At 67.9% G+C, this 24,353-nt stretch carries 27 protein-coding genes; 18 read left to right on the forward strand and 9 right to left on the reverse strand.

What is annotated here, in order from left to right; translation table 11 throughout:
- Positions 1 to 9: 9 nt before the first annotated feature.
- From AB0L70_RS23015 to AB0L70_RS23030, 4 genes are all read left to right on the forward strand, one after another.
- On the forward strand, positions 10 to 966 hold the full coding sequence (locus AB0L70_RS23015; protein WP_363687281.1) for an asparaginase: 957 nt from the start codon (positions 10 to 12) through the stop codon (positions 964 to 966).
- 88 nt (positions 967 to 1,054) lie between these two features.
- Positions 1,055 to 1,543 carry a helix-turn-helix transcriptional regulator gene (locus tag AB0L70_RS23020; RefSeq protein ID WP_363687283.1) on the forward strand — a complete coding sequence of 163 codons (489 nt, stop codon included), beginning with the start codon at positions 1,055 to 1,057 and terminating at the stop codon, positions 1,541 to 1,543.
- A 52-nt stretch (positions 1,544 to 1,595) separates the two neighbouring features.
- On the forward strand, positions 1,596 to 2,117 hold the full coding sequence (locus AB0L70_RS23025; RefSeq protein WP_363687285.1) for a hypothetical protein: 522 nt from the start codon (positions 1,596 to 1,598) through the stop codon (positions 2,115 to 2,117).
- 102 nt (positions 2,118 to 2,219) lie between these two features.
- A complete protein-coding gene (locus AB0L70_RS23030) occupies positions 2,220 to 2,570 on the forward strand; it encodes a DUF2516 family protein (RefSeq protein ID WP_363687287.1) in 351 nt (116 codons plus the stop codon).
- Between the two features lie 3 nt (positions 2,571 to 2,573).
- Here AB0L70_RS23030 and AB0L70_RS23035 read toward each other — a convergent pair whose 3' ends face one another.
- A complete protein-coding gene (locus AB0L70_RS23035) occupies positions 2,574 to 3,374 on the reverse strand; it encodes a L,D-transpeptidase family protein (RefSeq protein ID WP_363687289.1) in 801 nt (266 codons plus the stop codon).
- Positions 3,375 to 3,512: 138 nt separating this feature from the next.
- On the opposite strand from AB0L70_RS23035, the gene AB0L70_RS23040 reads away from it, so the two are divergent.
- Together AB0L70_RS23040 and AB0L70_RS23045 are read left to right on the forward strand one after the other, a co-directional pair.
- The gene (locus tag AB0L70_RS23040; RefSeq protein ID WP_363687291.1) at positions 3,513 to 4,346 is read left to right on the forward strand and encodes a haloalkane dehalogenase; all 834 of its coding nucleotides are present in this window, start codon (positions 3,513 to 3,515) and stop codon (positions 4,344 to 4,346) included.
- A complete protein-coding gene (locus AB0L70_RS23045) occupies positions 4,346 to 4,849 on the forward strand; it encodes a macro domain-containing protein (protein ID WP_363687293.1) in 504 nt (167 codons plus the stop codon). Before AB0L70_RS23040 ends, AB0L70_RS23045 begins: the two co-directional genes overlap by 1 nt.
- Here AB0L70_RS23045 and AB0L70_RS23050 read toward each other — a convergent pair whose 3' ends face one another.
- Positions 4,850 to 5,407 carry a L,D-transpeptidase gene (locus AB0L70_RS23050; protein ID WP_363687295.1) on the reverse strand — a complete coding sequence of 186 codons (558 nt, stop codon included), beginning with the start codon at positions 5,405 to 5,407 and terminating at the stop codon, positions 4,850 to 4,852.
- Positions 5,408 to 5,712: 305 nt separating this feature from the next.
- Positions 5,713 to 7,575 (reverse strand): translational GTPase TypA, encoded by a 1,863-nt coding sequence (gene typA, locus AB0L70_RS23055; protein WP_363687297.1) that lies wholly within the window; start codon positions 7,573 to 7,575, stop codon positions 5,713 to 5,715.
- A gap of 281 nt (positions 7,576 to 7,856) precedes the next feature.
- On the opposite strand from typA, the gene AB0L70_RS23060 reads away from it, so the two are divergent.
- On the forward strand, positions 7,857 to 8,492 hold the full coding sequence (locus tag AB0L70_RS23060) for a helix-turn-helix domain-containing protein (RefSeq protein WP_363687299.1): 636 nt from the start codon (positions 7,857 to 7,859) through the stop codon (positions 8,490 to 8,492).
- Here AB0L70_RS23060 and AB0L70_RS23065 read toward each other — a convergent pair.
- Positions 8,460 to 9,611, reverse strand: a complete 1,152-nt coding sequence (locus tag AB0L70_RS23065) for an FAD-dependent monooxygenase (RefSeq protein ID WP_363687302.1) — start codon at positions 9,609 to 9,611, stop codon at positions 8,460 to 8,462. The genes AB0L70_RS23060 and AB0L70_RS23065 overlap by 33 nt on opposite strands.
- Before the next feature lie 112 nt (positions 9,612 to 9,723).
- Between AB0L70_RS23065 and AB0L70_RS23070 the strand changes: the two genes are divergently transcribed.
- A complete protein-coding gene (locus AB0L70_RS23070; protein WP_363687304.1) occupies positions 9,724 to 11,004 on the forward strand; it encodes an erythromycin esterase family protein in 1,281 nt (426 codons plus the stop codon).
- Here AB0L70_RS23070 and AB0L70_RS23075 read toward each other — a convergent pair.
- Positions 11,001 to 11,402 carry a VOC family protein gene (locus AB0L70_RS23075; RefSeq protein ID WP_363687306.1) on the reverse strand — a complete coding sequence of 134 codons (402 nt, stop codon included), beginning with the start codon at positions 11,400 to 11,402 and terminating at the stop codon, positions 11,001 to 11,003. The two genes, AB0L70_RS23070 and AB0L70_RS23075, sit on opposite strands and share 4 nt — an antisense overlap.
- A gap of 94 nt (positions 11,403 to 11,496) precedes the next feature.
- Here AB0L70_RS23075 and AB0L70_RS23080 point away from each other — a divergent pair, with 94 nt between their 5' ends.
- Positions 11,497 to 12,456, forward strand: coding sequence for a YafY family protein (locus AB0L70_RS23080; protein ID WP_363687308.1), 960 nt, complete (start codon positions 11,497 to 11,499; stop codon positions 12,454 to 12,456).
- On the opposite strand, the gene AB0L70_RS23085 is transcribed toward AB0L70_RS23080, so the two are convergent.
- The gene (locus AB0L70_RS23085) at positions 12,450 to 13,196 is read right to left on the reverse strand and encodes an SDR family NAD(P)-dependent oxidoreductase (RefSeq protein WP_363687310.1); all 747 of its coding nucleotides are present in this window, start codon (positions 13,194 to 13,196) and stop codon (positions 12,450 to 12,452) included. The two genes, AB0L70_RS23080 and AB0L70_RS23085, sit on opposite strands and share 7 nt — an antisense overlap.
- A 97-nt stretch (positions 13,197 to 13,293) precedes the next feature.
- On the opposite strand from AB0L70_RS23085, the gene AB0L70_RS23090 reads away from it, so the two are divergent.
- Positions 13,294 to 14,229 carry a hypothetical protein gene (locus tag AB0L70_RS23090; protein ID WP_363687312.1) on the forward strand — a complete coding sequence of 312 codons (936 nt, stop codon included), beginning with the start codon at positions 13,294 to 13,296 and terminating at the stop codon, positions 14,227 to 14,229.
- Here AB0L70_RS23090 and AB0L70_RS23095 read toward each other — a convergent pair.
- On the reverse strand, positions 14,220 to 14,969 hold the full coding sequence (locus AB0L70_RS23095; RefSeq protein ID WP_363687314.1) for an SDR family oxidoreductase: 750 nt from the start codon (positions 14,967 to 14,969) through the stop codon (positions 14,220 to 14,222). The genes AB0L70_RS23090 and AB0L70_RS23095 overlap by 10 nt on opposite strands.
- A 133-nt stretch (positions 14,970 to 15,102) precedes the next feature.
- Between AB0L70_RS23095 and AB0L70_RS23100 the strand changes: the two genes are divergently transcribed.
- From AB0L70_RS23100 to AB0L70_RS23120, 5 genes are all read left to right on the forward strand, one after another.
- The gene (locus AB0L70_RS23100; protein ID WP_363687316.1) at positions 15,103 to 16,026 is read left to right on the forward strand and encodes a helix-turn-helix transcriptional regulator; all 924 of its coding nucleotides are present in this window, start codon (positions 15,103 to 15,105) and stop codon (positions 16,024 to 16,026) included.
- 4 nt (positions 16,027 to 16,030) lie between these two features.
- Positions 16,031 to 17,323 (forward strand): D-inositol-3-phosphate glycosyltransferase, encoded by a 1,293-nt coding sequence (gene mshA, locus AB0L70_RS23105; protein ID WP_363687319.1) that lies wholly within the window; start codon positions 16,031 to 16,033, stop codon positions 17,321 to 17,323.
- On the forward strand, positions 17,320 to 17,808 hold the full coding sequence (locus tag AB0L70_RS23110; RefSeq protein WP_363687321.1) for a YbjN domain-containing protein: 489 nt from the start codon (positions 17,320 to 17,322) through the stop codon (positions 17,806 to 17,808). Before mshA ends, AB0L70_RS23110 begins: the two co-directional genes overlap by 4 nt.
- Positions 17,809 to 17,818: 10 nt before the next feature.
- On the forward strand, positions 17,819 to 18,565 hold the full coding sequence (locus AB0L70_RS23115) for a phosphoglyceromutase (RefSeq protein WP_363687323.1): 747 nt from the start codon (positions 17,819 to 17,821) through the stop codon (positions 18,563 to 18,565).
- Positions 18,566 to 18,954: 389 nt separating this feature from the next.
- On the forward strand, positions 18,955 to 19,197 hold the full coding sequence (locus tag AB0L70_RS23120; protein ID WP_363687325.1) for a hypothetical protein: 243 nt from the start codon (positions 18,955 to 18,957) through the stop codon (positions 19,195 to 19,197).
- A 419-nt stretch (positions 19,198 to 19,616) separates the two neighbouring features.
- On the opposite strand, the gene phoU is transcribed toward AB0L70_RS23120, so the two are convergent.
- Positions 19,617 to 20,324: a phosphate signaling complex protein PhoU gene (gene phoU, locus AB0L70_RS23125; protein WP_363687327.1), complete on the reverse strand. Its 708-nt coding sequence runs from the start codon at positions 20,322 to 20,324 to the stop codon at positions 19,617 to 19,619.
- Between the two features lie 206 nt (positions 20,325 to 20,530).
- Here phoU and AB0L70_RS23130 point away from each other — a divergent pair, with 206 nt between their 5' ends.
- The 3 genes from AB0L70_RS23130 to AB0L70_RS23140 all read left to right on the forward strand — a co-directional run bounded on the left by AB0L70_RS23130 (position 20,531) and on the right by AB0L70_RS23140 (position 23,560).
- The gene (locus AB0L70_RS23130; protein WP_363687329.1) at positions 20,531 to 21,745 is read left to right on the forward strand and encodes an ATP-binding protein; all 1,215 of its coding nucleotides are present in this window, start codon (positions 20,531 to 20,533) and stop codon (positions 21,743 to 21,745) included.
- The gene (locus AB0L70_RS23135; RefSeq protein ID WP_360145511.1) at positions 21,742 to 22,419 is read left to right on the forward strand and encodes a response regulator transcription factor; all 678 of its coding nucleotides are present in this window, start codon (positions 21,742 to 21,744) and stop codon (positions 22,417 to 22,419) included. Before AB0L70_RS23130 ends, AB0L70_RS23135 begins: the two co-directional genes overlap by 4 nt.
- A 124-nt stretch (positions 22,420 to 22,543) precedes the next feature.
- Complete coding sequence (locus AB0L70_RS23140) at positions 22,544 to 23,560, forward strand: iron-siderophore ABC transporter substrate-binding protein (RefSeq protein ID WP_363687331.1); 1,017 nt, start codon at positions 22,544 to 22,546, stop codon at positions 23,558 to 23,560.
- Position 23,561: 1 nt separating this feature from the next.
- Here the strand turns inward: AB0L70_RS23140 and AB0L70_RS23145 are convergent, their stop codons facing one another.
- Positions 23,562 to 24,143, reverse strand: coding sequence for a hypothetical protein (locus AB0L70_RS23145; RefSeq protein ID WP_363687333.1), 582 nt, complete (start codon positions 24,141 to 24,143; stop codon positions 23,562 to 23,564).
- Positions 24,144 to 24,353 lie beyond the last annotated feature (210 nt).

A 24,353-nucleotide genomic window follows, 5' to 3' on the forward strand; every position in this document is an offset into this window, starting at 1 on the left:
AGTTCAGGCGTGACTGAACCTGTGATCCTGGCTGACGTCGTCCGCAGCGGCTTCGTCGAGGGCCACCACCGCGGCTCGGTCGTGGTGACGAACCCCGACGGCAGCGTGGCGTGGTCGGCGGGTGTCGTCGACCAGCCGATGTTCCCGCGCTCGTCGAACAAGCCGATGCAGGCCCTCGGCATGCTCCGCAACGGGCTGGCCCTCGACGGCAAGCTGCTCGCGCTGGCGGGTGCGTCGCATTCGGGTGAGCAGATCCACCTCGACGGTGTGCGCGAGATCCTCGCGCTCGCTGGTCTGGAGGAGTCGGTACTGCGGACTCCGGCGCAGTACCCGCTGATGGACGAGGCGCGGGATTCGTGGGTACGCGCGGGGCACGGGCCGGAGCCGATCACGATGAACTGCTCCGGCAAGCATGCGGCGATGATCCTCACCAGCACGCTGAACGACTGGCCGCTCGACGACTACCGGACGCCGGATCACCCACTGCAGAAGCAGATCCGGTCCGCGATCGAGGACTCGGCCGGCGAGAAGGTCTCCCACATCGCTGTGGACGGTTGTGGTGCGCCGATCTTCTCGCTCACGCTCTCCGGCCTGGCCCGCTCCTTCGGCCTCTTCGCCGCCGCGGCCCCCGGGTCGCTGGAAGCGCGGGTCGTTGGTGCGTTCCGTGAGTACCCCGAGTACGCCAGCGGGAGTACGCGCGACGAGGCCGAGCTGATGCGCGCCACCGAGGGTCTGTTCTGCAAGGCCGGAGCCGAAGGGGTCTACGCCGTGGGCCTGGCCGACGGCCGCGGCATCGCTCTCAAGCTAGAAGACGGCGCCGCCCGCCCTCGCAAGGTGATCATGGCCGCGGTCCTGCAAAACCTCGGCATCACCAACGAAACCATCGAGAACCACCTCCACTTCCCCCTCCTCGGCGGAGGCCTCGAAGTAGGCGCCGTACAACCCCACCCCACCACCTTCAGCTAGCACTCCCTTCATCCCTCAACTAAGTGGGTGAGGCGGCTCACGGTGGGTTTGCTTGCAATTGCAAGCGGGTTGCTAGCAGTATTGGGGTATGGCCAGGTTGAGTGATCGTGCGGCTGGGGCGGTGGGCTCCGTTGGGGAGTACCTTGCCGAGCAGCGGCGTACGGCGCAGTTGTCGTTGCGGCAACTGTCGGACCTGGCCGGGGTGTCCAACCCGTATTTGAGCCAGATCGAGCGTGGCCTGCGGAAACCGTCGGCCGATGTGCTGCAGCAGCTCGCGAAGGCGTTGCGGATCTCCGCGGAGACTCTGTACATACGGGCCGGCATCCTCGATCCGGATGACAGCTCGGACGGCCGGAAGGCCCCGGGCGTGGTCGACGCCGTCCTGCTCGACCCCGCGCTGAACGAGCGGCAGAAGCGTGTGCTGCTGGACGTTTACTCGTCCTTCGTCCGTGAGAACACGTCCCCTGACGAGGCCGAGGAGCCGGCTCCTGCCAGACCGGCCCCGAAGACCGCTACGTCGAAGAAGACGGCGGCCGCGGCCAAGAAAACCCCTGCAAGCAAACGCACGACCAAGTAATGCAATCGCACCACGTAAGTATTTCCTGCTGAAAATCCCGAGGAGAAGCCTGATGGCTACCCGTACGCCTGTCACCCCGTTCTACGCGATCGCCGGCGCCGGCGACCTCGCGGTGGAGAAGTTCCGCGCGGTCAGCGAGGACGTCACCGCCCGGTTCGCCAAGCTGGACCAGAAGACGCTGCAGACCGAGCTGACCAAGGCCCAGTCCGAGCTCACCAAGCGTTTCGACGCGATCGTCGCCGACGCGATGACCGCCCCGGCCAAGCTCCGTGAGCTGCCGAAGACCGCGCAGGCCGGTTTCACCGTCGTACTCGGTCAGGCCGAGGAGACCTACGAGGACCTGGCCGGCCGCGGCAAGGACCTGGTCGAGCGGATCCGCCACCAGAAGGCCACCGAGGACCTGGTCGCCCAGGCCAAGACCACGGTGAGCAAGGCGAAGGCGACCCGTACCACCGCGAAGAAGACCGCCGACACCGCGACCCGCAACGTCAAGGCGACCGCTACCAGCGCCCGCAAGACCGCGAAGACGGCGAGCAAGGCCGCGAGCACGGCCGCCAACAAGGTCGGCGACTGACGGTAACGACAGTCCGACTTCCGGTTGAATCCTGTGGCTGGGCGGCCCTCATCTGCGGCTGAGCAGAGGTGGGCCGCCCGGCTGTCGGTTAGGCTCTAAGGCATGCTCCCACTCGCCACCTTCCCGACCCTCTTCCCAGGGTTCGCAGGTCCGCTCGAGATCATCTGGTGGGCGCTGCTCGGACTCAAGCTGGTCGCACTGCTCGACGCGGCCTTCCGGCCCCGCGCGGTGTTCGTCGCGGCGGACAAGCTGACCAAGCCCGGCTGGGTGCTGATCCTGGTCGTCTTCACGTTGAGTCAGCTCTTCCAAGGCTGGTTGAGCTTCTTCGGCCTGATCGGCATCGTCGCCGCGGCCGTCTACTTGGTCGACGCTCGTCCCGCTCTGCGCGCCGCATCCGGCCGTGGCCGCGGCGGCTGGGGGATCCGTCGCCGCCGGGGTCCACGCCCGCTGTAGAAGCTACGAGCGGTAGACGATCACCTTGTCGCCGACCTTGACCTGATCGAAGAGCACCTTGATCTTCGACAGGTCCCGCACGTTCACGCAGCCGTGCGAGGCGCCGTTGTAACCGCGCGCCGCGAAGTCGGACGAGTAGTGCACCGCCTGGCCGCCGCTGAAGAACATCGCGTACGGCATGGCCGAGTCGTACAGCTTCGAGACGTGGTTCCGGCTCTTCCAGCCGACCGTGAAGCTGCCCTCACGGGTCGCGGTCTTCACCGCGCCGAACCGTACGTCGAACTGCATCTTCACCACGCCGTCGACGACGTACCGCAGCTTGCGGGTGCTCTTGTCGATGCACATCGCCACGCCGGTCGCGCACCGCGGGTCGAGCTTCTTGCCGTCCACCACCGGTGCCGGCGGGTAGAGCTCGGTCTGGGTGGGCTCGTGGGTGACCGCGGCGAGCTTGGTCAGAGTGTTCTGGTCGACGTACCCGAGCTGTGGAATGCCCTTGGACTGCTGGAACTTCTTCACCGCGGTCCGGGTCATCGTGCCGAACTCGTTGTCCAGGTAGCGCTTCTCCAGCAGCTTGAGCTGGACCAGGCGAGCCTCGACCTTGCGGACGTTCACACCGGTGGAACCGTTCTTCCACAGGGCCTTCGGGTAGATCGGCAGCTCACCGCTCACCTCGAACGGCACCGTCTTCAGATCCGACGAACTGCTCGGAGCCGCGGTCGCGGTCATTCCAGAACCCAGGAGTGCCACAATTCCAGCGCTCGCGATCAATCCAGTCACCAGGTTGCGAATGATCAACCCACGCATCGGACACACCCTTCTGATAGACCCCGTCCGTACACCCGTAGGACGTCCTCACTGGCCTTTTGGTTGGCGCCTCAGCGTAGGTTGCCAACAGCGCACAGTGCACCCTTTGTGAGCAAGTCGTGATGGATACTGACTCCCGTGGCCACCACCCCGCTCGCCTGCCGCCAGCTCGGCACCGGTACGCCGGTGGTCTTCCTGCACGGCAATCCGACCTCGTCGTACCTCTGGCGCAACGTTCTCGAGCCGGTCTCGCGAATCGCGAGGTGTATCGCGCCGGACCTGGTGGGGATGGGCCGTTCCGGGCCGTCGACCGCAGGCGAGGCAGAGCGGTACCGGTTCGTCGACCATCGGCGGTACGTCGACGCGTTCTTCGAAGCGCTCGAACTAACCAGTGATGTCGTCCTGGTCGGCCACGACTGGGGCGGAGTACTCGCGATCGACTGGGCTCGCAGGCATCCGGAGTCCGTCCGGGGGATCGCCTACCTGGAGACGCTGGTCGCGCCGGTGACGTGGGACAGCCCGAACGCGCCCGCGCCGGAACTGTTCCGCAAACTCCGTGGACCCGAGGGCGAGCGGTTGGTGCTCGACGAGAACGTCTTCGTCGAGACGGTCCTGCCCTCCGGTATCCAACGCAAGCTCACGGACGACGAGCTGGCCGCCTACCGAGAACCCTTCGCCAAGCCTGGCGAGTCCAGGCGGCCGATGCTGACCTGGGCGCGTGAGATCCCCATCGACGGGACCCCGGCAGACGTGCACGACATCGTGACCGCGAACGCCGCCTGGATGGCGACCACGCCCGTCCCGAAGCTCTTCATCAACGCCGAACCAGGTGCGCTGCTCACCGGCCCGCTCCGCGAGCTCTGCCGGACCTGGCCCAATCAACGCGAGGTGACGGTGGCCGGTACGCACTTCCTGCCGGAGGATTCGGCGGCCGGGATCGCGGCCGCACTCGTGGACTGGATCCCCAGCTGATGGAAATCATCTTGAGCACCGCGGATATCACCACGGTCCCGGCCGGAGCGATCGTCAACGCGGCGCATCACGCCTTGCGTGGCGGTGGCGGGGTGGATGGGGCGATCCATCGGGCCGGTGGCCCGGACATCCTCAGGGAGCTGATCGAGCGCTATCCGGACGGAACGCCAACAGGTACGGCGGTCTGGACCACGGCCGGTGCGCTTCCGGCGGACTACGTGATTCACGTGGTCGGGCCGAACTACCTTGCGGGCCAACGGGATCCGGCCCTGCTCGAGTCCTGCTATCGCAACGCATTGCGGATCGCGGACGAGCTCGCGGTCAAGACGCTCACCCTCCCCGCGGTGTCGGCCGGGATCTACGGGTGGCCGGCCCAGTCAGCAGCAGAGGTCGCCGTACGGACGTTGCTCCGTACGACGACCTCCGTCGAGCGTGCGACCTTCTGCCTCGTGGAACCTCGGCTCTACAAGGCGTTCAGCCGGGTGCTGGACCAGCCCCGATAATCAGCCGCTGTAGACGACGACCTTGTCGCCGACCTTGATGCGGGCGAAGATCCAGGCGATCTTCTTCTTGTCGCGGATGTTCACGCAGCCGTGCGACGCGCCGTTGTACCCACGGGCCTTGAAGTCCGAGGAGTAGTGCACCGCCTGGCCGCCGCTGAAGAACATCGAGTACGGCATCGCCGAGTGGTACAGCGACGACACGTGGTTCTTGTCCTTGCGGTAGACCTTGAAGACGCCGTTGCGGGTCGGCGTCTTGCGCGCACCGAACCGGGCGTCGGCGACCTGGACCGCCTTGCCGTTCACGACGTACACCAGCTTGCGGGTCTTCTTGTTGATGCAGAGCACGCGGCCCTTGCTGAGACACCGCTTGTCGAGCCGGTACTTGCCGACGACCGCGCTGGACGTCGTCGCCGCGGCCGCCTTCTGCGGCACGACCACGGCCTGGGGCGCAACCTTCGGTGCCACGACGGCATCGGCCGTCGTGGTGGCGGAGAATGCGCCGACGCCCACGAACGCGGCGGCCGTCAGAGTAGCGCCGAGCTTACGCAGAATGCCCATGTTTCCTTGTCCTTCCCCCAACAGAGTTGCTTGCACAAAGACAGACGTCATCGACTGACGTCTGGTTGGTAACGATCCGGAACTTCTTGCCCCCGGGGTCGATCGCTCCTACCCCCGCGACCGGCCGAAGAATTATTTATCACACCGATGTAGTTCAGGTCGCACCCCGCAAGCGACCGTTTCCACTTCGTGCCCTAGAAACTCTCGAGCGCCCTTGACGCACGAACCAGCAACCACTCCCACCCCAGGAGTCACACCGCTGCGAACGAAAGCGCCCGCGGACTCCGCGGGCGCTTCCGGTTGGTTCAGTTCTTGTTCTTGCGGCCCAGCTTGGAGCGCTCGATCTGGGTCAGCGCGACCTTGCGCATGCGGATCGCGTCCGGGGTGACCTCGACGCACTCGTCCTCGCGGCAGAACTCCAGCGACTGCTCGAGCGACAGCTTGCGGGCCGGGACCAGCTTCTCGAACTCGTCCGCGTTGGAGCGGACGTTGGTCATCTTCTTTTCCTTGGTGATGTTGACGTCCATGTCGTCGGAGCGCGAGTTCTCGCCGACGATCATGCCCTCGTACACCTCGGTGGTCGGCTCGACGAACATCGTGCCGCGCTCCTGCAGGTTGATCATCGCGTACGACGTGGCCGCGCCGGTCCGGTCCGAGACCAGGGAACCGCTCGGCCGCGTGCGCAGCTCGCCGAACCACGGCTCGTACCCCTCGAACACGTGGTGCGCGATGCCGGTGCCGCGGGTGTCGGTGAGGAACTCGGTGCGGAAGCCGATCAGCCCGCGCGCCGGGACCAGGAACTCCATCCGGACCCAGCCGGTGCCGTGGTTCGTCATCTGCTCCATCCGGCCCTTGCGGACCGCGAGCAGCTGCGTGACGGTGCCGAGGTACTCCTCGGGGCAATCGATGGTCAGTCGCTCGACCGGCTCGTGCCGCTTGCCGTCGATCTCACGGGTGACCACCTGCGGCTTGCCGACGGTCAGCTCGTAGCCCTCGCGGCGCATCTGCTCGACCAGGATGGCCAGGGCCAGCTCACCACGACCCTGCACCTCCCACGCGTCCGGGCGCTCGGTCGGCAGCACCTTCAGCGAGACGTTGCCGACGAGCTCGCGGTCGAGCCGGTCCTTGACCAGCCGCGCGGTCACCTTGGTGCCCTTGGTCCGTCCGGCCAGCGGTGAGGTGTTGGTGCCGATCGTCATCGAGATGGCCGGCTCGTCCACGGTGATCAGCGGCAGCGGCTTGGGGTTGTCCGGGTCGGTCAGGGTGTCGCCGATCATGATCTCCGGGATGCCCGCGATCGCGACGATGTCGCCCGGACCGGCCGAATCGCCGGGCACTCGCTCGAGCGCCTCGGTGACCAGCAATTCGGTGATCTTGACCTTCTGGATCGAGCCGTCGTGGCGGCACCAGGCGACCTGGGCGCCCTTCTTCAGCGTGCCTTCGTGCACCCGGACCAGAGCGAGCCGGCCGAGGAACGGCGAGGCGTCCAGGTTGGTGACGTGGGCCTGCAGCGGCGCGCCCTCGGTGTACTCCGGGGCCGGCACGTTCGCCAGGATCGTCTCGAACAAGGGCTCGAGGTCGTCGGAGTCGGGCATCCCGCCGTCGGCCGGCTGGGTCAGCGACGCACGGCCCGCGCGGGCCGAGGCGTACACGACCGGGAAGTCCAGCGCGCTCTGGTCGGCGTCGTGGTCGAGCAGGTCGAGGAACAGCTCGTATGTCTCGTCGACGACCTCGGAGATCCGGGCGTCGGGACGGTCCACCTTGTTGACCACCAGGATGACCGGCATCTGCCGCGCCAGCGCCTTGCGCAGCACGAACCGGGTCTGCGGCAGCGGGCCCTCGGAGGCGTCCACCAGCAGCACGATCGCGTCCACCATCGACAGGCCGCGCTCGACCTCACCACCGAAGTCGGCGTGGCCGGGGGTGTCGATGATGTTCAGCGTCATCTGCTCGCCGTTGGCCATCTTGTGCCGTACGGCGGTGTTCTTGGCCAGGATCGTGATGCCCTTCTCACGTTCCAGGTCGCCGGAGTCCATCGCTCGCTCGTCCACGTGCTGGTGCGCGCCGAAAGCGCCGGACTGCCACAGCATCGCGTCGACCAGGGTGGTCTTCCCGTGGTCGACGTGGGCCACGATCGCGACGTTGCGCAGGTCGTTACGGACAGGCATGAGGAAGCGCTCCAAGCAGAGAGGACTGGGTGTCAGGCGGTGGCTACGGCGTGTTGTGTCGCTCGAGAAGGCCACTCGACGCAGGGCGCAGCCCCTTCATCCTACCCGTCACCGTTCGTGTCCACGAAACGGGCGTCGCGTTGACTTTTATTGACTGGACATCCAGTCTATAGACGGCGCCTGGGGAGGGGCCTGAAACAACGGGGGGTCAGCCCGGGAGCGCCGGGCATACCAATGGGGGGTTGTCCGGCGCTTCGGGGCTTCGACCAGGGAAAGGGACCGTGCCGAGATCGGCCACCGCCAACCAGGAGATGCGGGCTCGCTCCAGGGAACGCATCCTGGCCGCGGCGCTCGAAGTCTTCGCGGCCAAGGGCTTTGAGGCCGCTTCCATCTCTGATGTGACCGCGACCGCCGGCGTCTCCCGCGGCCTGGTCTCGTACTACTTCGCCACCAAGGAAGACCTCGCGGCGGAGTTGCTGGATCGCTGGCTGGACGGCATCGCCGCGATCCTGTCCATCCAGGGAACTCCGGATGAACGTCTGGCCGGGATCATCGACGGTGCGTTGATGGCCGCGGCGACCACGCTTCCGATCCAGCGGCTCGCGATCAGCCTGATGATGCAGCCGACCACGCATGATGTGTTCGCCCGGGTCGAGGACGCGAAGTCGGCCCGGCTGGCGCTGGTCGAGGATGCGATCCGCGACGTCTTCACCGCCCGCGGTGCGGCCGATCCGGCCGTCGAGGAGATGTTGCTCCGGGCAACCTTGGAGGGCGTGACGGTGAAGCTCGCGATCTACCGCGAGACGTTCCCGCTGGAAGCCGTTCGCCGCAGGGTCTACGCGACGTACGATCTGCCGGCGCCGGCCGGACCGCTTCCGATCAGCTCACCCCCGGTGGATCGTCTCCGCGCCAAATGACGGTGGTGTCCAGTCCATGATCCGGGTGCCGGACCGCTGTGCGGTCGCTGGTGGCGTGATGCGGAGGAGCCCGTTCCGCAACCACTGTCCGCGACCGAGATGAGCGCCGACCCGGGCCATCTGGGCCGATTTGGCAACGAGTTGCTGCGTACGCCGATAACGCTGCGTCTCGTAGTCCCGGAGACCTGCCGCGACATCGCCCCGGATCAGTGCACCAACTGAGATCCCGTCCTCGAGCGCCGAGTTGGCGCCCTGGCCGAGAGTCGGGAGCATCGGGTGAGCGGCGTCGCCGACAAGTACCGTCCGGCCTTGCGTGTAACGAGGTAGGGGCTTGGCGAGGGTCCACACGTCGTGCCGGATCACGGTGTCGGTGGCTTCGGTCAGTGCGCGTACGTCGGGTGCCCACTTCCCGAAGTAGTCCCGGGCTGCGTCGACTTCGTTCGAGAATCGGTGCCCGGCTGGGAGAGCGACGTACCCGTACCAGTAGACCTCGTCGGGGCTGATCCGGAGGGCTCCGAATTCGGCGTGCGGACCCCAGACCATGGCGAACCGATCGTTGGTGGAGGTGTCCGCGACGACCGCGCGCCAACTGGAGTATCCGCTGTAGGTAAGGCTGCTGTCCGGGAAGAGGATGCTGCGCGTGACGCTGCGGATGCCGTCGGCGGCGACCACGAGGTCCGCGGTGGCTTCGCCGGATTCCCAGGTGACACGGGCCGGTTCGGCTCCCGGCGTACCTGGTTCGACGGCGGTGACGCGGGCGCCGGTGATGAGCTCGGCGTTGCCGGCTGCCTCGGCGAGGGCTTGGTGGAGCCGGCGGCGGTGGATGCCGATCATCTGGCTGAGCTCGCCGCCATCAGGGGCCTTGAGCAACCATTTGCCGTCGGCGCGACGAGTCCCGGCCGGGCGGACGGCGTACCCAGCTCGTCGTACCTGGTCGAGGGCGCCGATGGTGTCGAGGGCTCGGGCGCCGTTGACGGTGACGGCGAGGCCGGCGCCGACCTCGCCTAGTTCCGGTGCGCTCTCGAGGATCTGGACGCGCCAGCCGGATCGGATCAGCGCTGCGGCCGCGGAGAGTCCCGCGATGCCGGCCCCGATCACGATCGCCTTCTGCTCGGTCATGGTGTCGACGATACGAGTGCTTCGCGCGGGATGCGTACGCCGGACGGCGTATCTGCGAAGCCCTCCGCCGGAGGATGCCCGCGACCACTCCCGGGCGCCAGGGTTGTGCAGCATGGAACTCACTGATTTGAAGGTTTCTCGCAGGACATTGCTGGCCGGCTCGGCGCTCGGGGTGGCGTCGGTGGCCGGCTTGGGGACGCGCAGTTACGCACTGGACGACGCGGTCGATCGCTGGATCGCCCGCAATGCCGAGCCGATCGGTGATCTCTCACAATTGCGGTGGTCGATGAGTGGCGCGCAGATCGTCGGGCTCGGGGAGGCCGTGCATTCGACTGCGGACCTCACCCGGCTGAAGCTTGGCGTGACGCGCTACCTGGTCGAGCACCTTGGTTATCGGGCGATCGCGTTCGAGGACGACTGGTCGCTGGGCACGCAGCTGAACGAATACGTGCTGACCGGACGTGGTGATTTGAAGGCGTTGGTCGGCCAGTTGAGCCGGGAGGCGCGGACGCAGGAGAACGCCGCGCTCTTCGAGTACCTCCGCGCCTACAACTCCACCCACCAGGACAAGGTCCGGTTCGCCGGCGCCGAGTACTTCGCGACCCGCCAACTCTCGTACGACGCGGTCGACGAGTACGTCGCACGGCGTACGCCGAGCCGGCTCGCCGAGTTGCGTCGGAGCCTGGACCCGATCCGGCCGAATCTCGACGACATCGGTGCGTATCTCGGGTGGTACTGGCAGCTCGACAACAAAGCGCCGTACGTCGCCAATGCTCAGGCGGTGCTCGAGTTGGTCGAGAGCCTGCCGCATCGGCCGAACGACCGGGACTACGCGATCACCTTGCAGCACGCGCGGCAGATTCGCTCGTTCTACAAGGCGTTCAGCCTGCCGGAGGACGAGATCCCGGCCTACCGCGACGCTCGCGCCGCCGAGAACGTGCGCTGGTGGCAGAGCTTCACCCGGAGCAAGGTCATCTACTGGGCCGCGAGCGCTCACGTCGCCAACGCACCGGATCTTCGCGTCACCGCTCCACCCGGCCCAGACACGGTGTTCCCGAGCGTCGGTTCCTACCTGCACAGCTGGTACGGCGCCCGCTACCGCCCCGTCGGCTTCACCTTCGACCACGGTACGGCGGCCGGTCCGACGACGTTGCCGCCCGCGGCGGCGGACTGGTTCGAGCACCGGCTCGCCGCGGCTGGTCGCGACCAGTTCACTCTCGATCTCCGCCAGCGCCCACAGTCCACAGCTGTCCGTAGCTGGTTGCAGGCGGTCGCGAAGACGCGCGGCTTCCCGGACGCCGGCCCGTCGTCGGCGATGACCGGCAACAGCCTGGCGGAGTGGTTCGACGTACTCGTCCACACCCGTGAGGTGACGCCGGCGACCCCGCTCTAGGCGAGCGCGAACTTCTCCCGGGCGGCTGGGGTGACCGGCGTGAACAGGTTGACCAGGTTCCCGTCGGGGTCGCGGAAGAGCAGCGATCGGTTGCCCCACGGCATCGTGGTCGGCTCGTTGACGAAGGTGGTGATGTAGCCGGTCAGTTCGGCGTACGCGCGGTCCACGTCGTCGACCAGGAACTCGGTGATGACGGTGTGGTTGTCCGCGGGCCGGGCCGATCCCTCGGCGAACAACGGGACGGTGCGGGTGCTACCGATCGCGAGGGTGGCGCCCGGTGTGACGACCTCGGCGAAGTCCTCGTTCGCCCAGGTCGCCTGCACTCCGGTGACGCGCTCGTAGAACGCAACCAGGCCGGCGACGTCGCCGGTGATGATGCGGATCGAAACGAAGTTCATGGGTCTTCTCCTTGGCACACGGAATGGCTTGTCTCCCGCAGGCTAGGACGAATACTGGACAGCTTCGGTCCACTATTGGCGCTAGATTTGCGGTATGGCCCGACCGACCGCTCGTGTGCTGACGCTGCTGGAGTTGCTGCAGTCGGGCGGAACGCGGACGATCGCCGAACTCGCGGACCGGCTCGGCGTCGACGGCCGGACGATCCGCCGGTATGTGGATCAGTTGGTGGAGCTCGACGTACCGGTGGAGTCGGTGCGCGGCCGGTACGGCGGATATCGGCTCGGACGCGGGTATCGGCTGCCGCCGTTGATGCTCGGCGACGAAGAGGCGCTGGCCGTGTTGCTCGGGCTGGTCGCGGGCGAGCGGTTGGGGTTGACCACGGACCGTACGGCGAGTGAGACAGCGTCGGCCAAGATCCGGCGGGTCCTGCCTGCGCATCTCGCCGGGCGACTCGACGCGTTGCTGGAATCGCTCGAGTTCACCGATGACCCGCTTGCGGTGGCGACGCCGGACGCCGGGATCTTGCTGGCTGTCGCTGATGCGGTCCGGAATCGGCGGCCGGTTCGGCTGAGATACGCAGACCGGCATGGGAAGCGAAGCGAGCGGACGCTGCACCCGCACGGGGTCGTCGCTCACGCGGGCCGGTGGTATCTCGCCGGGATCGACCCGGAGATCGGCGAAGAGCGGACGTTGCGGCTCGATCGGATCACGGACGCGAGGACTCAGCCCGGTTCGTTCGAAGCACCTGTCGGGTCTGGCGTGGCGGACCGGATGCTGACCGGGTTCGCCACGGCCGACTACCGGTACGAGGTGACGGTGCGGATCCAGGGCACGGTCGACCGGGTTCGAGCCAGGCTTCCGGTCAGCGTCGCGACGCTGACCGAGGACTCGGGGTGGGTACGCGCGGAGATCCGGGCGGAGCGGCTGGACTGGTTACCGCCGCTGCTCGCCGCGCTCGACCTGCCGTTCGTGGTCGAGCGGCCGGACGAGCTCCGTGACCTGGTTACCGCGTTCGCCGCCCGGCTTACGTCGTACGCCGAGTCCGGCTACTGAACGCGGTGGACCTTGTGCTGGGCGGCTTGGGCGCGGGGGCGGACGGTGAGGCGATCGATGTTGACGTGGGACGGCCGGGTCGCGACCCACGTGACCATGTCCGCGATGTCGTCGGCGGTGAGCGGCTCGGCGACACCGGCGTACACGGCGTCGGCCTTGGCCTGGTCGCCATCGAAGCGGGTCAGCGCGAACCCTTCGCTGCGGACCATCCCCGGCGCGATCTCGCACACCCGCACCGGCTGGTCGAACAGCTCCAGACGGAGAGTGTCGACGACGGCCTTGGCTGCGTGCTTCGCGGCGGCGTATCCGCCTCCGCCCTCGTACGCGACCTGACCGGCCGTCGAGCCCATCACGATGATCGTTCCGGTCCCGGCGATGAGGGCCGGGAGCAACGACTTCGTGACGGCCGCGACGGCGATCACGTTCACGTCGTACATCCGGCGCCAGGCGTCCAGGTCCGCCTCGGCGACCGGCTCGAACCCGAACGCGCCGCCGGCGTTGTTCACCAGTACAGCGAGCCGGTCACCGACGGCTGCTGTCAGGGCAGCGACGTCGTCGGCGGACGTCACGTCGCACTGGACCGCGCGGCCGTCGATCTCCTTGGCCAGCGCCTCGATCCGGTCGAGCCGGCGGGCGGCACAGATCACCTCGAAACCCGCGCGGGCCAGGTACCGCGCCGAGGCGGCCCCGATCCCACTGCTCGCACCGGTCACCACAGCCAGAGGACGTTCGGTAGTCATGGTTCCCAGTCTCGCAGCCCGGTTGCCAGAGCGCGGAACATGTCCGCACAGTAGAACGTCGTTACTTGTGCGGGCCGCGCGATGATCAGGGGGCGGGATGGCGAACGAGAAGCCCAAGAAGAAGAAAAAGCAGAAGGCCGAGCCCCTCTTCTCGCCCGAGCTCGCGCCCGACGTCCGCACCCTGCTCGCCGCCAATCAGAAGATCCTCGTTCCGGCCTCCGCGCCGGCGCCGAAGCGGCACATCGACCTGCGGGATGCGACCGGTACGTCGATCGCCGGCCTCGGATTCTTCGCCGCGATGGAGTACGGCGTCTGGCTGTTCGTGCGCTGGCTGGCTTATGGCCTGTTCCCCGATGCCGTGGCCCCGTGGATCAGCGGTGGGGCCGGGATCCTCGGTCTGTTGCTGCTGGTCGCCATGCTGATCGGGATGTCGATCGAGTCCAAGGAGCGAACGGCCGCCCGGGTGCACCACGGTGAGTACCTGCTGCCGGCGGACTGGGACGCCGACGCCACTGCGTTGATGCTGCGTGCCCAGCAGGCGGTCCGCTCGGTCCAGGAGTCCGATGTGAACCAGCGGGGCCTGCTGGACGCAGTGAAGAACGAGATCGTCCTCCCCGAGAACCTGTGGGACCTCGGCCGCGTGCTCCAGCAGCAATCCGCCCTGCGCGTCCGCCAGACCGAGCTCGCCGAGCAACTGCCCGGCGCCCAGCTCGAGGCCGTGCTCGCTCCGCAACGCCAAGCGATCGAGTTGTCCGCGACCGCGATGGAGGCGAAGGTCGCCAAGCTCGAGCAGTACGCCGAACAGGTCCGCGAGGCCGACGCCGTACTCAGGGCCGAGTCCATCCTGGCGAGTGCCCTGGAGGATCGGGACCGATACGTCGAGCTCCTGTCCAGCACCGAGATCGCCGGCCACAGCGACCTGATCGACGAACTGAGCAAGGAGACCGCGGACCTCCGGGCCGTCCTGAACCGCAGCATCACCGCCGCCCTGGAGACCGGCCAGACCCTCGCCCTCCCTGACGATCACGCCTGACGAGTCGGCAGGGCGATGATCTGGCGGAGGTTGAGTTCACGCCGCCGGGACACCACGAAGCCGACGATATCGGCGAGGTCCGTGGCGTGCAGCGGTCCGATCTGGTCGTTCATCGACGCGATCAGGTCCTGTCCGGTGGCGTCGAGGTGCGTGGCCAGCTCGGTGTCGGTCAGACCCGGCTCGAGGTTGGTCACGCGGACGTCGTACGGCGAAAGGTCCGCCCGCAGTGACGTGGACAGGTGCGTGAGGGCCGCCTTGGTTGCGCCGTACACGGCGTAGCCCGGGAAGACCGCGTGGGCTCCGATCGACGAGATGTTCACGAGATCGGCGGTCTGGCCCGCACCGGCCGCCTCGATCAGGTCGGGCGTGAAGGCCTGGACCACTCGCAGTACGCCGGTCAGGTTCGTGTCGATCATCCGGGTCCAGTCGTCCAGCCGACCCGCCTCGATCGGTGCGGCGAGCATCACGCCGGCCGCGTTCACGACCAGGTCGGCACGTCCCAGCCGGTCGTGGATCTGCGCGACCCCGGCGTCGACGGAGTCCGGCGAGGTCACATCCATCGCGACCCCGAAAGCCTGCGGACCGAGCTTGCCTGCCAGGTCGTCCAGCCGGTCCTGTCGCCGCGACACCAGCGCGACCGCGGCGCCGTCGGCCGCGAGCCGTTCGGCGATCGCGGCACCGATTCCACTCGCGGCACCCGTCACGACTGCGTTGCGGCCGGTCAGCGGAAGGTTCGTCATCGTGTTTCTCCCAGGAAATGTTCGGTTGATGACACCGATCCTGTGGCGGCGGCGAGCGGCTACCCAGTCGTCTGCTGAACCTGGTTCTGGCAGGACCAGGCTCCGGATCCGGCCGATCTGGATACTGGAAGGCATGGACCGACGTGAGGAGCTGACCGAATTCCTGAAGTCACGCAGGGCCCGGGTGCAGCCCGAGGACCTCGGACTGAAGGTGTTCGGCGGTCGTCGCCGCGTCCCCGGCCTCCGGCGGGAGGAGCTCGCGCAGGCGGCCGGCGTCAGCGCCGACTACTACATCCGCCTCGAACAGGGCCGCGCCGACAACGTGTCGCAGGAGATCCTCGACGCGGTCGCCGGCGTACTCAGCCTGAGCGCGGACGAGCGCGAGCATCTGGCCCGGCTGGCGAAACCGGTCCGGCGTACGGCGAAACGTCGTACCCCGGTCGAACGCATCAGGCCGGGGCTGCAGCGGCTGTTGGACTCGATGGACGACGTTCCTGCGTTCGTGCTCGGCCGCCGGATGGACGTGATCGGGTGGAACCGGCTGGCCGCGGCCTTGATCGCGGACTTCGGCAACCTCGAGCCCAAGCAGCGGAACATCCCGCGGCTCGTCTTCCTCGACCCGGCGACGCGCGATTTCTACCCGGACTGGGAGGCGGTCGCGGAGGAGACCGTGGGCTACCTGCGGATGTACGCCGGTCGCTACCCGGACGACCCGGAACTCGCCGAGCTGATCGGGGAGTTGTCCATCCACAGCCCCGAGTTCCGGCAGCACTGGGCCCGGCACGACGTGAAGGACAAGACGTTCGGGACGAAGACGCAGCTCCATCAGGTGGTCGGGGAAATCACCGTGCGGTACGAGACGCTGCAGCCGCCCGGCGAGCCGGATCAGCTGATGGTCACGTACACCGTGGAGCCCGGATCGACCTCCGAGGAGAACCTGCGGCTGCTGGCGAGCTGGGCGGCGTCCGACGAGCCGGCCGACAGGGAGCCGGCTGATAGGGAGCCGGTTGATAGGGAGAAGTCCCGATTCGCGGCGGAGGACCCGGAGTTACGCTGACCACGTGACCGAACCCTCCGCCGACCGTCCACTCCGGCGGGTCGCGATGATCAGCCTGCACACCTCGCCGCTCGACCAGCCGGGCACGGGGGACGCCGGCGGGATGAACGTCTACGTGGTGGAGCTGTCCAAGCAGCTCGCCGGCCTCGGGATCGAGGTCGACATCTTCACCCGCGCGACCGCGTCAGCCACGCCCGCCCGGGTCGAGCTGATGCCCGGGGTGATGGTCCGCAACGTCGCGGCCGGGCCGTACGAAGGCCTGACCAAGAACGAACTACCTGCCCAGCTGTGCACGTTCGCCCGCGCGGTGCTGCGGGCCGAGGCGATCCACGAGCCCGGCTGGTACGACGTGATCCACTCGCACTACTGGTTGTCCGGCCAGGTCGGACTGCTCGCCCGCGACCGGTGGGCCGTCCCGCTCGTCCACACCATGCACACGATGGCCAAGGTGAAGAACGCCAGCCTCGCGGAGGACGACGTACCCGAACCGCCTGCACGGCTGATCGGCGAGGAGCAGGTCGTCGAGGCCGCGGACCGGCTGCTGGCCAACACTTCGGACGAGGCCGACGAACTGATCACGCTGTACGGCGCTCAGCCCGCGAAGGTCGGTGTGGTCAACCCTGGCGTGGATCTGGACGTGTTCAGTCCGGGCGACCAGGCCGCAACCCGACGGGCACTCGGGTTGCCGGTGGATGCCGTCGTACTGGCGTTCGTCGGGCGGATCCAGCCGTTGAAGGCGCCGGATCTGCTGATCCGGGCGGCTGCGCGGTTGCTCGAGCGGGAGCCCGGGCTGCGGGAACGGTTGGTGGTCGCGATCATCGGCGGGCCGTCGGGTAACGGGATGGAGCACCCCGAGGCGCATGCCGAGCTGGCGCGGGCGCTCGGGGTCGACGACGTGACGCGATTCGTGAAGCCGATGGAGCGGCCGGGGCTCGCGGAGTGGTACCGGGCCGCGTCGGTCGTGTGCGTTCCGTCGTACTCGGAGTCCTTTGGGTTGGTCGCGTTGGAGGCGCAGGCCTGCGGTACGCCGGTGGTCGCGGCGGCTGTGGGCGGTCTGAGTACGGCGGTGGTCGACGGGCAGACCGGGTTGCTCGTACGCGGACATAGCGTCGACGACTTCGCCGACGCGCTGGGCCGGATCGCGACGGATCCGCTCACCCGCGAGAGCATGAGCCAGGCGGCGGTCAAGCACGCGCAAGGATTCGGCTGGGAGCTGACCGCCCGCAGAACACTGGCGGCGTACCGAACCGCCGCACAGACAATGGCGGCTGAACTGGCCGCGGAGGTGGCCGGGTGAGAGTTGCAGCGGCGGACGTGATCCGCCAGGTGCTGACCGAGAACGGGATCGAGTTCACCGAGCCGACGCCGGGTGCGTTCAGCGCGGACCTGCCGGGGGAGCGGAAGCTCAAGACGACCGTGTCGTTGACGGTCGGAGCGCAGGCGGTGCAGGTGCACGCGTTCGTGGCGCGACACCCGGACGAGAACCAGGAGGCCGTCTACCGCTGGCTGCTGGAGCGGAACCTGAAGATGTACGGCGTCGCGTTCGCCGTCGATCACATGGGTGACATCCACCTGGACGGTCGGGTTCCGCTGCACGCGATCACACCTGTTGAGGTCGATCGGTTGCTGGGTGCGGTGCTGGAGTACGCCGATTCCTCGTTCAACACCATCCTCGAACTGGGGTTCGCGACCTCGATCCGCAAGGAGTACGAGTGGCGCGTCTCCCGGGGTGAATCCACCCGGAACCTGGACGCCTTCAAGGGCTGGCTGGAGCCTCGATAGACTCGCAGTCATGACCTATCGCCTGATCCTGCTCCGCCACGGCCACAGCGACTGGAACGCCAAGAACCTCTTCACCGGCTGGGTCGATGTCGACCTGAACGCCCAGGGTGTCGAGGAGGCGCACCGGGGCGGCGAGCTGATCCGTGACCGCGACCTGCTCCCCGACGTACTACACACCTCGGTGCTGCGCCGGGCGATCCGCACCGCGAACATCGCGCTCGAGGTGGCCGACCGCCAGTGGATCGACGTACGCCGGTCCTGGCGCCTGAACGAGCGGCACTACGGCGGTCTGCAGGGCAAGGACAAGAAGCAGACCCTGGAGGAGCTCGGCGAGGAGCAGTTCATGCTGTTCCGCCGCTCCTACGACACCCCGCCGCCGGCGATCGAGCGCGGCTCCGAGTACGACCAGGCCGGCGACCCGCGGTACGCCGGCCTCCCGTCCGAGCTCCTGCCCGCGACCGAGTGCCTCAAGGACGTCGTCGAGCGAATGCTGCCCTACTGGTACGACGCGATCGTCCCGGACCTGCGCGCCGGGAAGACCGTCCTCGTCACCGCCCACGGCAACTCACTGCGTGCCCTCGTGAAGCACCTCGACAACATCGACGAGAAGACGATCGTCGGGCTCAACATTCCGACGGGTATCCCGCTGTACTACGAACTGGACGAGGACTTCCACCCCGTCACCCCGGGCGGCGAATACCTCGACCCAACCGCAGCCAAAGAAGCCATCGAAGCCGTAAAAAACCAGGGCCGCTAACCCCCTCCAGCTCCGCCGGAGGCGCGCGTAAAGGACACGCCTCCGGCGCGGCTGTCTGTTGCCGGCTTCGCCGGGGCGCGGATCCTGTTTACGGGCCGGCGTACTCGGCGGGAGGACCAGGGGATGGGGGCCGCGCGTAAAGGACACGCCTCCGGCGCGGCCGTCTACTGCCGGCTTCGCCGGGACGCGGGTTGTGCTTGCAGGCTTATGTACTCGGCGGCAGGACCCGGAGATGGTGAGCCGCACGCAAAAGGACACGCCTTCGGCGCGGCTGTCTGTTGCCGGCTTCGCCGGGGCGCGGGTGCACTCACGGGGTGATGTACTCGGCGGCAGGGGCCTGGGAGGGTCGCGCGGGCACCGGGCCGGGGTTCTTCCGATACCTTCCTGCCATGGACGAATCCGTCACGGACCGGCTGGTCAACACCGACGTGTCAGCCATGGACGGCCCTGAGGTGCTCGCACACCTGGATGCGGTCGAACAGCACATGAGGGACCTCCAGAAAGCCAAACTCGCTCTCCTGGAGGACAACCCTGAGTTGGTGGCCCAAAGCCCGGAACTACAAGGCCTCCGCGACCACCTCCGCACCCTGAACCTGGACGACGTCAACCCCGTCACCCCGCCAGGCGCATAAGAACGCCCGCCGGACGCAAAAGAACGGCGCAGGGCGCATAGGCTGCCCGGCATCTGACCACCGCACGCGATCCCGGGGCGGGCCTGGGACACTCACCAACCGCGCGATCAGCCTTGGCGCAGTCAGGACCTGAGCCTGATCCAACTCGCGCATCCGCAGTTGGTGAGTGTCACACGTCCGCTTCCCGCCAGCGGAAGTGCCCGGCGCCTGACCACCGCACCCGGAATCCGGAGAGCTCCTGCCGAGTGCTCCGGTCTGTAAGTACGACCCGCGGCCCCCGCGGAGCCGGCGACAGGCAGTCGCGCCCGTATGCGTGTTCTTTAGGTGCGGCTCATCGTCACCCGGTGCCGATCTGCGGCCGGTCCTGGACGAACAAAGGGCCCCCGGCAACCAAGTGGTTGCTGGGGGCCCTTTGGGGGTTAGTTGCCGTTGGGGTTGGGGGTGGAGGCGCCGGCGCCCGAGCCGGCGGCGGTGCCGCCGATGGCTACGGGGAGTTCGCCGGTGACGAGGTAGACGACTCGGCGGGCCATGGAGACGGCGTGGTCGGAGATGCGCTCGTAGTAGCGGCCGAGGAGGGCGATGTCGACGGCGACCTCGACGCCGTGCGGCCATTCGTCGTCCATCATCAGGCGGAACTGGTTGGTGCGCAGCTTGTCCATCAGGTCGTCGGTGGCCTCGAGCTTGCCGGCCGCCTCGACGTCGCGGGACTTGATCACGTCACCGGCGGCGTCGACCATCTTGCCCGCAACGGTGCCCATCTCCTGGATCACGTCGTGCAGCTCGGTCGGGATCGCCGGGGCCGGGTAGCGCATCCGGGCGATCTTCGACACGTGCGCGGCCAGGTCGCCCATCCGCTCCAGGTCGGCCACCATCCGCAGCGCCGCGACCAGCATCCGCAGCTCGTTGGCGACCGGCGACTGCCGCGCCATCAGCTCGAAGACCTTTTCTTCCACGCCCTCGCCGGCGGCGTCCAGCTGGATGTCGGCCGCGATGACTTCCTCGGCCTGGCGGATGTCCGCCTCCAGCAGCGCGGCGGTCGACCGGCGCACGGCAGTGGACACCGTCCGCGTCATCCGCTCCAGTTCGGCGAGAATGTCGTCGAGCTGCTCGTGATAGCTGTCACGCATTGTGTTCGTTTCCGATCTGTGGTGTCCGGTGCCACGGCGGGCGAGGTGGCAGGAACATACCCGTACCCGCCCACCGGTGACCGTATGCCGTCGAGGTTGCCGGACGGCGACGAGTGGTGAACGACCGATGAACAGTTAGGTCGTGTCCCGGTCATCCGGTGCTCATTCGGTCTTTCCCTGCTGGTTGCCCGCGTAGCATCGTTGCCGTGGACCCCACGCTGGCTGCGGTGCTGGGCGGCGTCATCGGCGCGGCCCTGGCCCTGCTTTCACTCGGCGCGATGATGCTTTCGGAGCGGGCGCAACGCAAGATCCCGGAGTCTCCGGAGCCGATCGTCCCGGCCGGCGTTGCCACGGTTCTGTCGGTACTGCGGTCGTCCGCGGTGGTGATGGGTCCCGAGGACCAGGTCCTGCAGGCCAGCGCCCCGGCGCACGTGCTCGGCATCGTCCGGGGTGAGCGACTGGTCGTCGACGACATCCTGACCATGGTCCGCGCGGTCCGCCGCGACGGCGAGATCCGCCAGCAGGACCTGGAGATCGTCCGCGGTCGCCTGGGTGCGACGCAGTACGTCAGTGCCCGGGTCGCGCCGCTGGGCAGCCAGCTCGTGCTGGTCCTGGTCGAGGACCGGACCCGCGAACGCCGGCTGGAAGCGATCCGGCGCGACTTCACCGTCAACGTCAGCCACGAGCTCAAGACCCCGGTCGGTGCGCTGATCCTGCTGGCCGACGCGGTCTCGGAAGCGTCCGACGATCCCGAGGCCGTACAGCGGTTCTCGGACCGGATGCGGATCGAGGCCTCCCGGCTCAGCCGGCTGGTCAAGGAGATCATCGAGCTGTCCCGGCTGCAGGGTGACGACCCGCTGGAGAACCCAGGCCCGGTCGACATCAACGGGGTCATCGACGCGGCGGTGGATCGCTGCCGGGTCGACGCCGAGGACCGTGACATCAAGATCGTCGTGAAGACCGAGCCGGATCTGGAGGTGATGGGCAGTGAGGATCAGCTATCCATTGCCATCGGCAACTTGGTCGAGAACGCGGTCAACTACAGCCCCGACGGGACCCGGGTCGCGGTCGCCGCGCACCCGATCGGGGACCTGGTCGAAATCACCGTCAGCGACCAGGGTGTGGGCATCCCGAGCAGCGACCTGGAACGCATCTTCGAGCGTTTCTACCGGGTCGACCGGGCCCGCAGCCGGGAAACCGGTGGGACCGGCCTGGGCCTCTCGATCGTCAAGCACATCGCCTCCATCCACGGCGGCGACGTACGGGTCTGGAGTGTCGAGGGCCAGGGTTCCACCTTCACCGTGAGACTTCCGCTGCGGCTCGAACCCGCGGCGGGCCAGACCGACTCCACCAGCCAGGAGGAGCCGGCCATCTACCTGACGCCTACCCCGTCAGACAGAACCAAGGAGGCAGCTTCGTGACCCGAGTGCTGGTCGTCGAAGACGAAGAGAGCTACAGCGACGCGTTGTCGTACGTGCTGCGCAAGGAAGGCTTCGAGGTCGCCGTCGCGGAGACCGGGCCGGATGCGCTGGACGAGTACGACCGGGCCGGTGCGGACATCGTCCTGCTCGACCTGATGCTGCCGGGTCTGTCCGGCACGGAGGTCTGCCGGGCACTGCGCAGCCGGGGCAACGTGCCGGTGATCATCGTCAGCGCCAAGGACACCGAGGTCGACAAGGTCGTCGGTCTCGAGTTGGGTGCGGACGACTACGTGACCAAGCCCTACTCCCCGCGGGAGCTGCTGGCCCGCATCCGCGCCGTGCTGCGCCGGGGCCAGGATGTCGAGCTGCTGCCCGACACCCTCGAGGCCGGTCCGGTCCGGATGGACGTGGAGCGGCACGTGGTGACCGTGTCCGGGACAGAGATCCGGCTCCCGCTGAAGGAGTTCGAGCTGCTCGAGATGCTGCTGCGCAACACCGGCCGGGTGCTCACCCGGGGGCAGCTGATCGACCGGATCTGGGGCGCCGACTACGTGGGTGACACCAAGACCCTTGACGTCCACGTCAAGCGGTTGCGGTCCAAGCTGGAGAAGGACCCGTCGAACCCGGCGCATCTGGTCACGGTTCGCGGCCTGGGTTACAAGTTCGAGTCCTGAGCAGGGCCGTCCGGGCACTCGCCGCCCGGTCCGAGTCCTGATTCACACCTCTGCGGGTCGCGAGGTCCGCTGGAGTTAGCTTAGGCTCTCCTTAGTTGAGGCAATTGGTCTAAGGAGAGTCACCATGTTCTGGTCCCGTACCCGCCTGATCGGCACGGCGGTCAGCGCCGTACTGGTCGCGACCTCGTTGGCTGCGTGTGGCAGTGACGCCGGCAAAGCCGACAGTGCCGCGAGTACGGCGTCCGACGGGTTCCCCGTCACGTTGAAGAACACGTTCGGCGACACCACCATCCCGAAGAAGCCGGAGCGGATCGTCACGCTCGGCTGGAACGCACAGGACGTGGTCTACGCCCTCGGTGAGACCCCGGTCGGGATGCCGAAGGTCACCTACGGCCAGACCGCCGCCGGCGTCACCGCGTGGGACGCGGACAAGTTCGACGCGGCGAAGACGACGTTGCTGGACACCGGCGACAAGTACCCGTTCGAGAAGATCGCGGCGCTGAAGCCGGACGTCATCCTGGCCCCGTACGAGGGGTTCGACGAGGCGACGTACAAGACCCTGAGCGGGATCGCGCCGACCGTCGCGTACCCGGGGGCGCCGTGGCAGACCACCTGGCAGGACCAGACCCTGCTCGTCGGTGAGGCGCTCGGCAAGAAGGCCGACGCCGAGAAGCTGATCGCCGGGATCGGCGACAAGATCAAGCAGGTCGCCGCCGACCACCCCGAGTTCAAGGACAAGACCATCACGGTCGGCTCGTTCGGTGCGGACAACTACGTCTACATGCCGGGTGACCCGCGGGTGCAGATCCTGAACGAGATGGGCTTCAAGAACGCGCCGGGCGTGGACGCGCTGGAGAAGACGAACACCAAGAAGGAGTTCGCTCTCACCATCAGCAAGGAGAAGGTGTCCGACGTCGACGCCGACGTACTGGTCGCGTACGTCGACGGCATCGGGACCCAGAAGTTCCTGGCCGACCCGGTCTACTCGTCCCTCGGTGCGGTCAAGGGCGGCGCCGCGTACGCGATGCAGGACCAGCAGGTCATCTCCGGGATGAGCGCGGTCAGCGTGCTGAGCGTCCCCTGGGTGCTGGACAAGATCCTGCCCGGGCTGACCAAGGCCGCCCAGGCAGGTAAGGGCTGACCTACTCCCCGGACGCGGGCGTCGGCGAGTAGTGGTCGTCGGTCAGCACCGGGACGTACGCGCTGATCGGGGCGGCCTTGCCGAAGGTGATGGTCACGTTGACCATCTGCCCCGGCTTGGCACCGGTCACCGAGATCGGCTCGACCTGCGCGGCGTTCGGGTCGTTCTCGCTGCTGGCCACCTGGCTGCTGCTCGAGGGCGGCAGCAGGATCGACGATCCGGCCTTCAGCTCCAGCGGCTGCTTGGGCTCGCTGAACGTGACCGTACCGGGCTGCCAGCCGCCGTCGGTGCCGTCCGCCGTGCCGGCCGGGGCCTGCGCCAGCTTGACCAGGGTGTCGTCCTCGGTGCCGTCGTTCACGATGACGGTGTGGAGCTCGCCCTTGCCGTCGGCGTCGGCCAGCACCAGCATGTTGCGGACGTGGATCGAGCCCGAGTCCGCGTTGGTGCCCTCGGCCGCCTGGTACGGCTGCGAGGTCGGGGCACTGAAGCTCGCGCTGCACGCCGCCAGCGCGATACTGAGAGTGGCGGCGGCACCCGCCAGCGCGGTACGCCGGACGGACCGCGAGGACAACGTGATCGGCACTGGGATCCCTCTCGTGCAAGCTGTTCGACGCCGCCAGGCAGCCGCCTCCGGCGCACCAAAGCGTAGCCCTGGCCCCGGGCGGACCTGACGGCGGGAGGTGCCGAAGTGATGTCGCAGGCAACGGTTCGCGCGCGTACGAGGCACGGGTGAGAGCGTTTGTCAAGGCGCGAAGTGGCCTCTGACCAGCGCAAACGCCCCGACCGGACCACC

The organism is Kribbella sp. NPDC051952 (genome assembly GCF_040680855.1).
In the GTDB taxonomy this organism is placed as follows: Bacteria; Actinomycetota; Actinomycetes; order Propionibacteriales; family Kribbellaceae; genus Kribbella.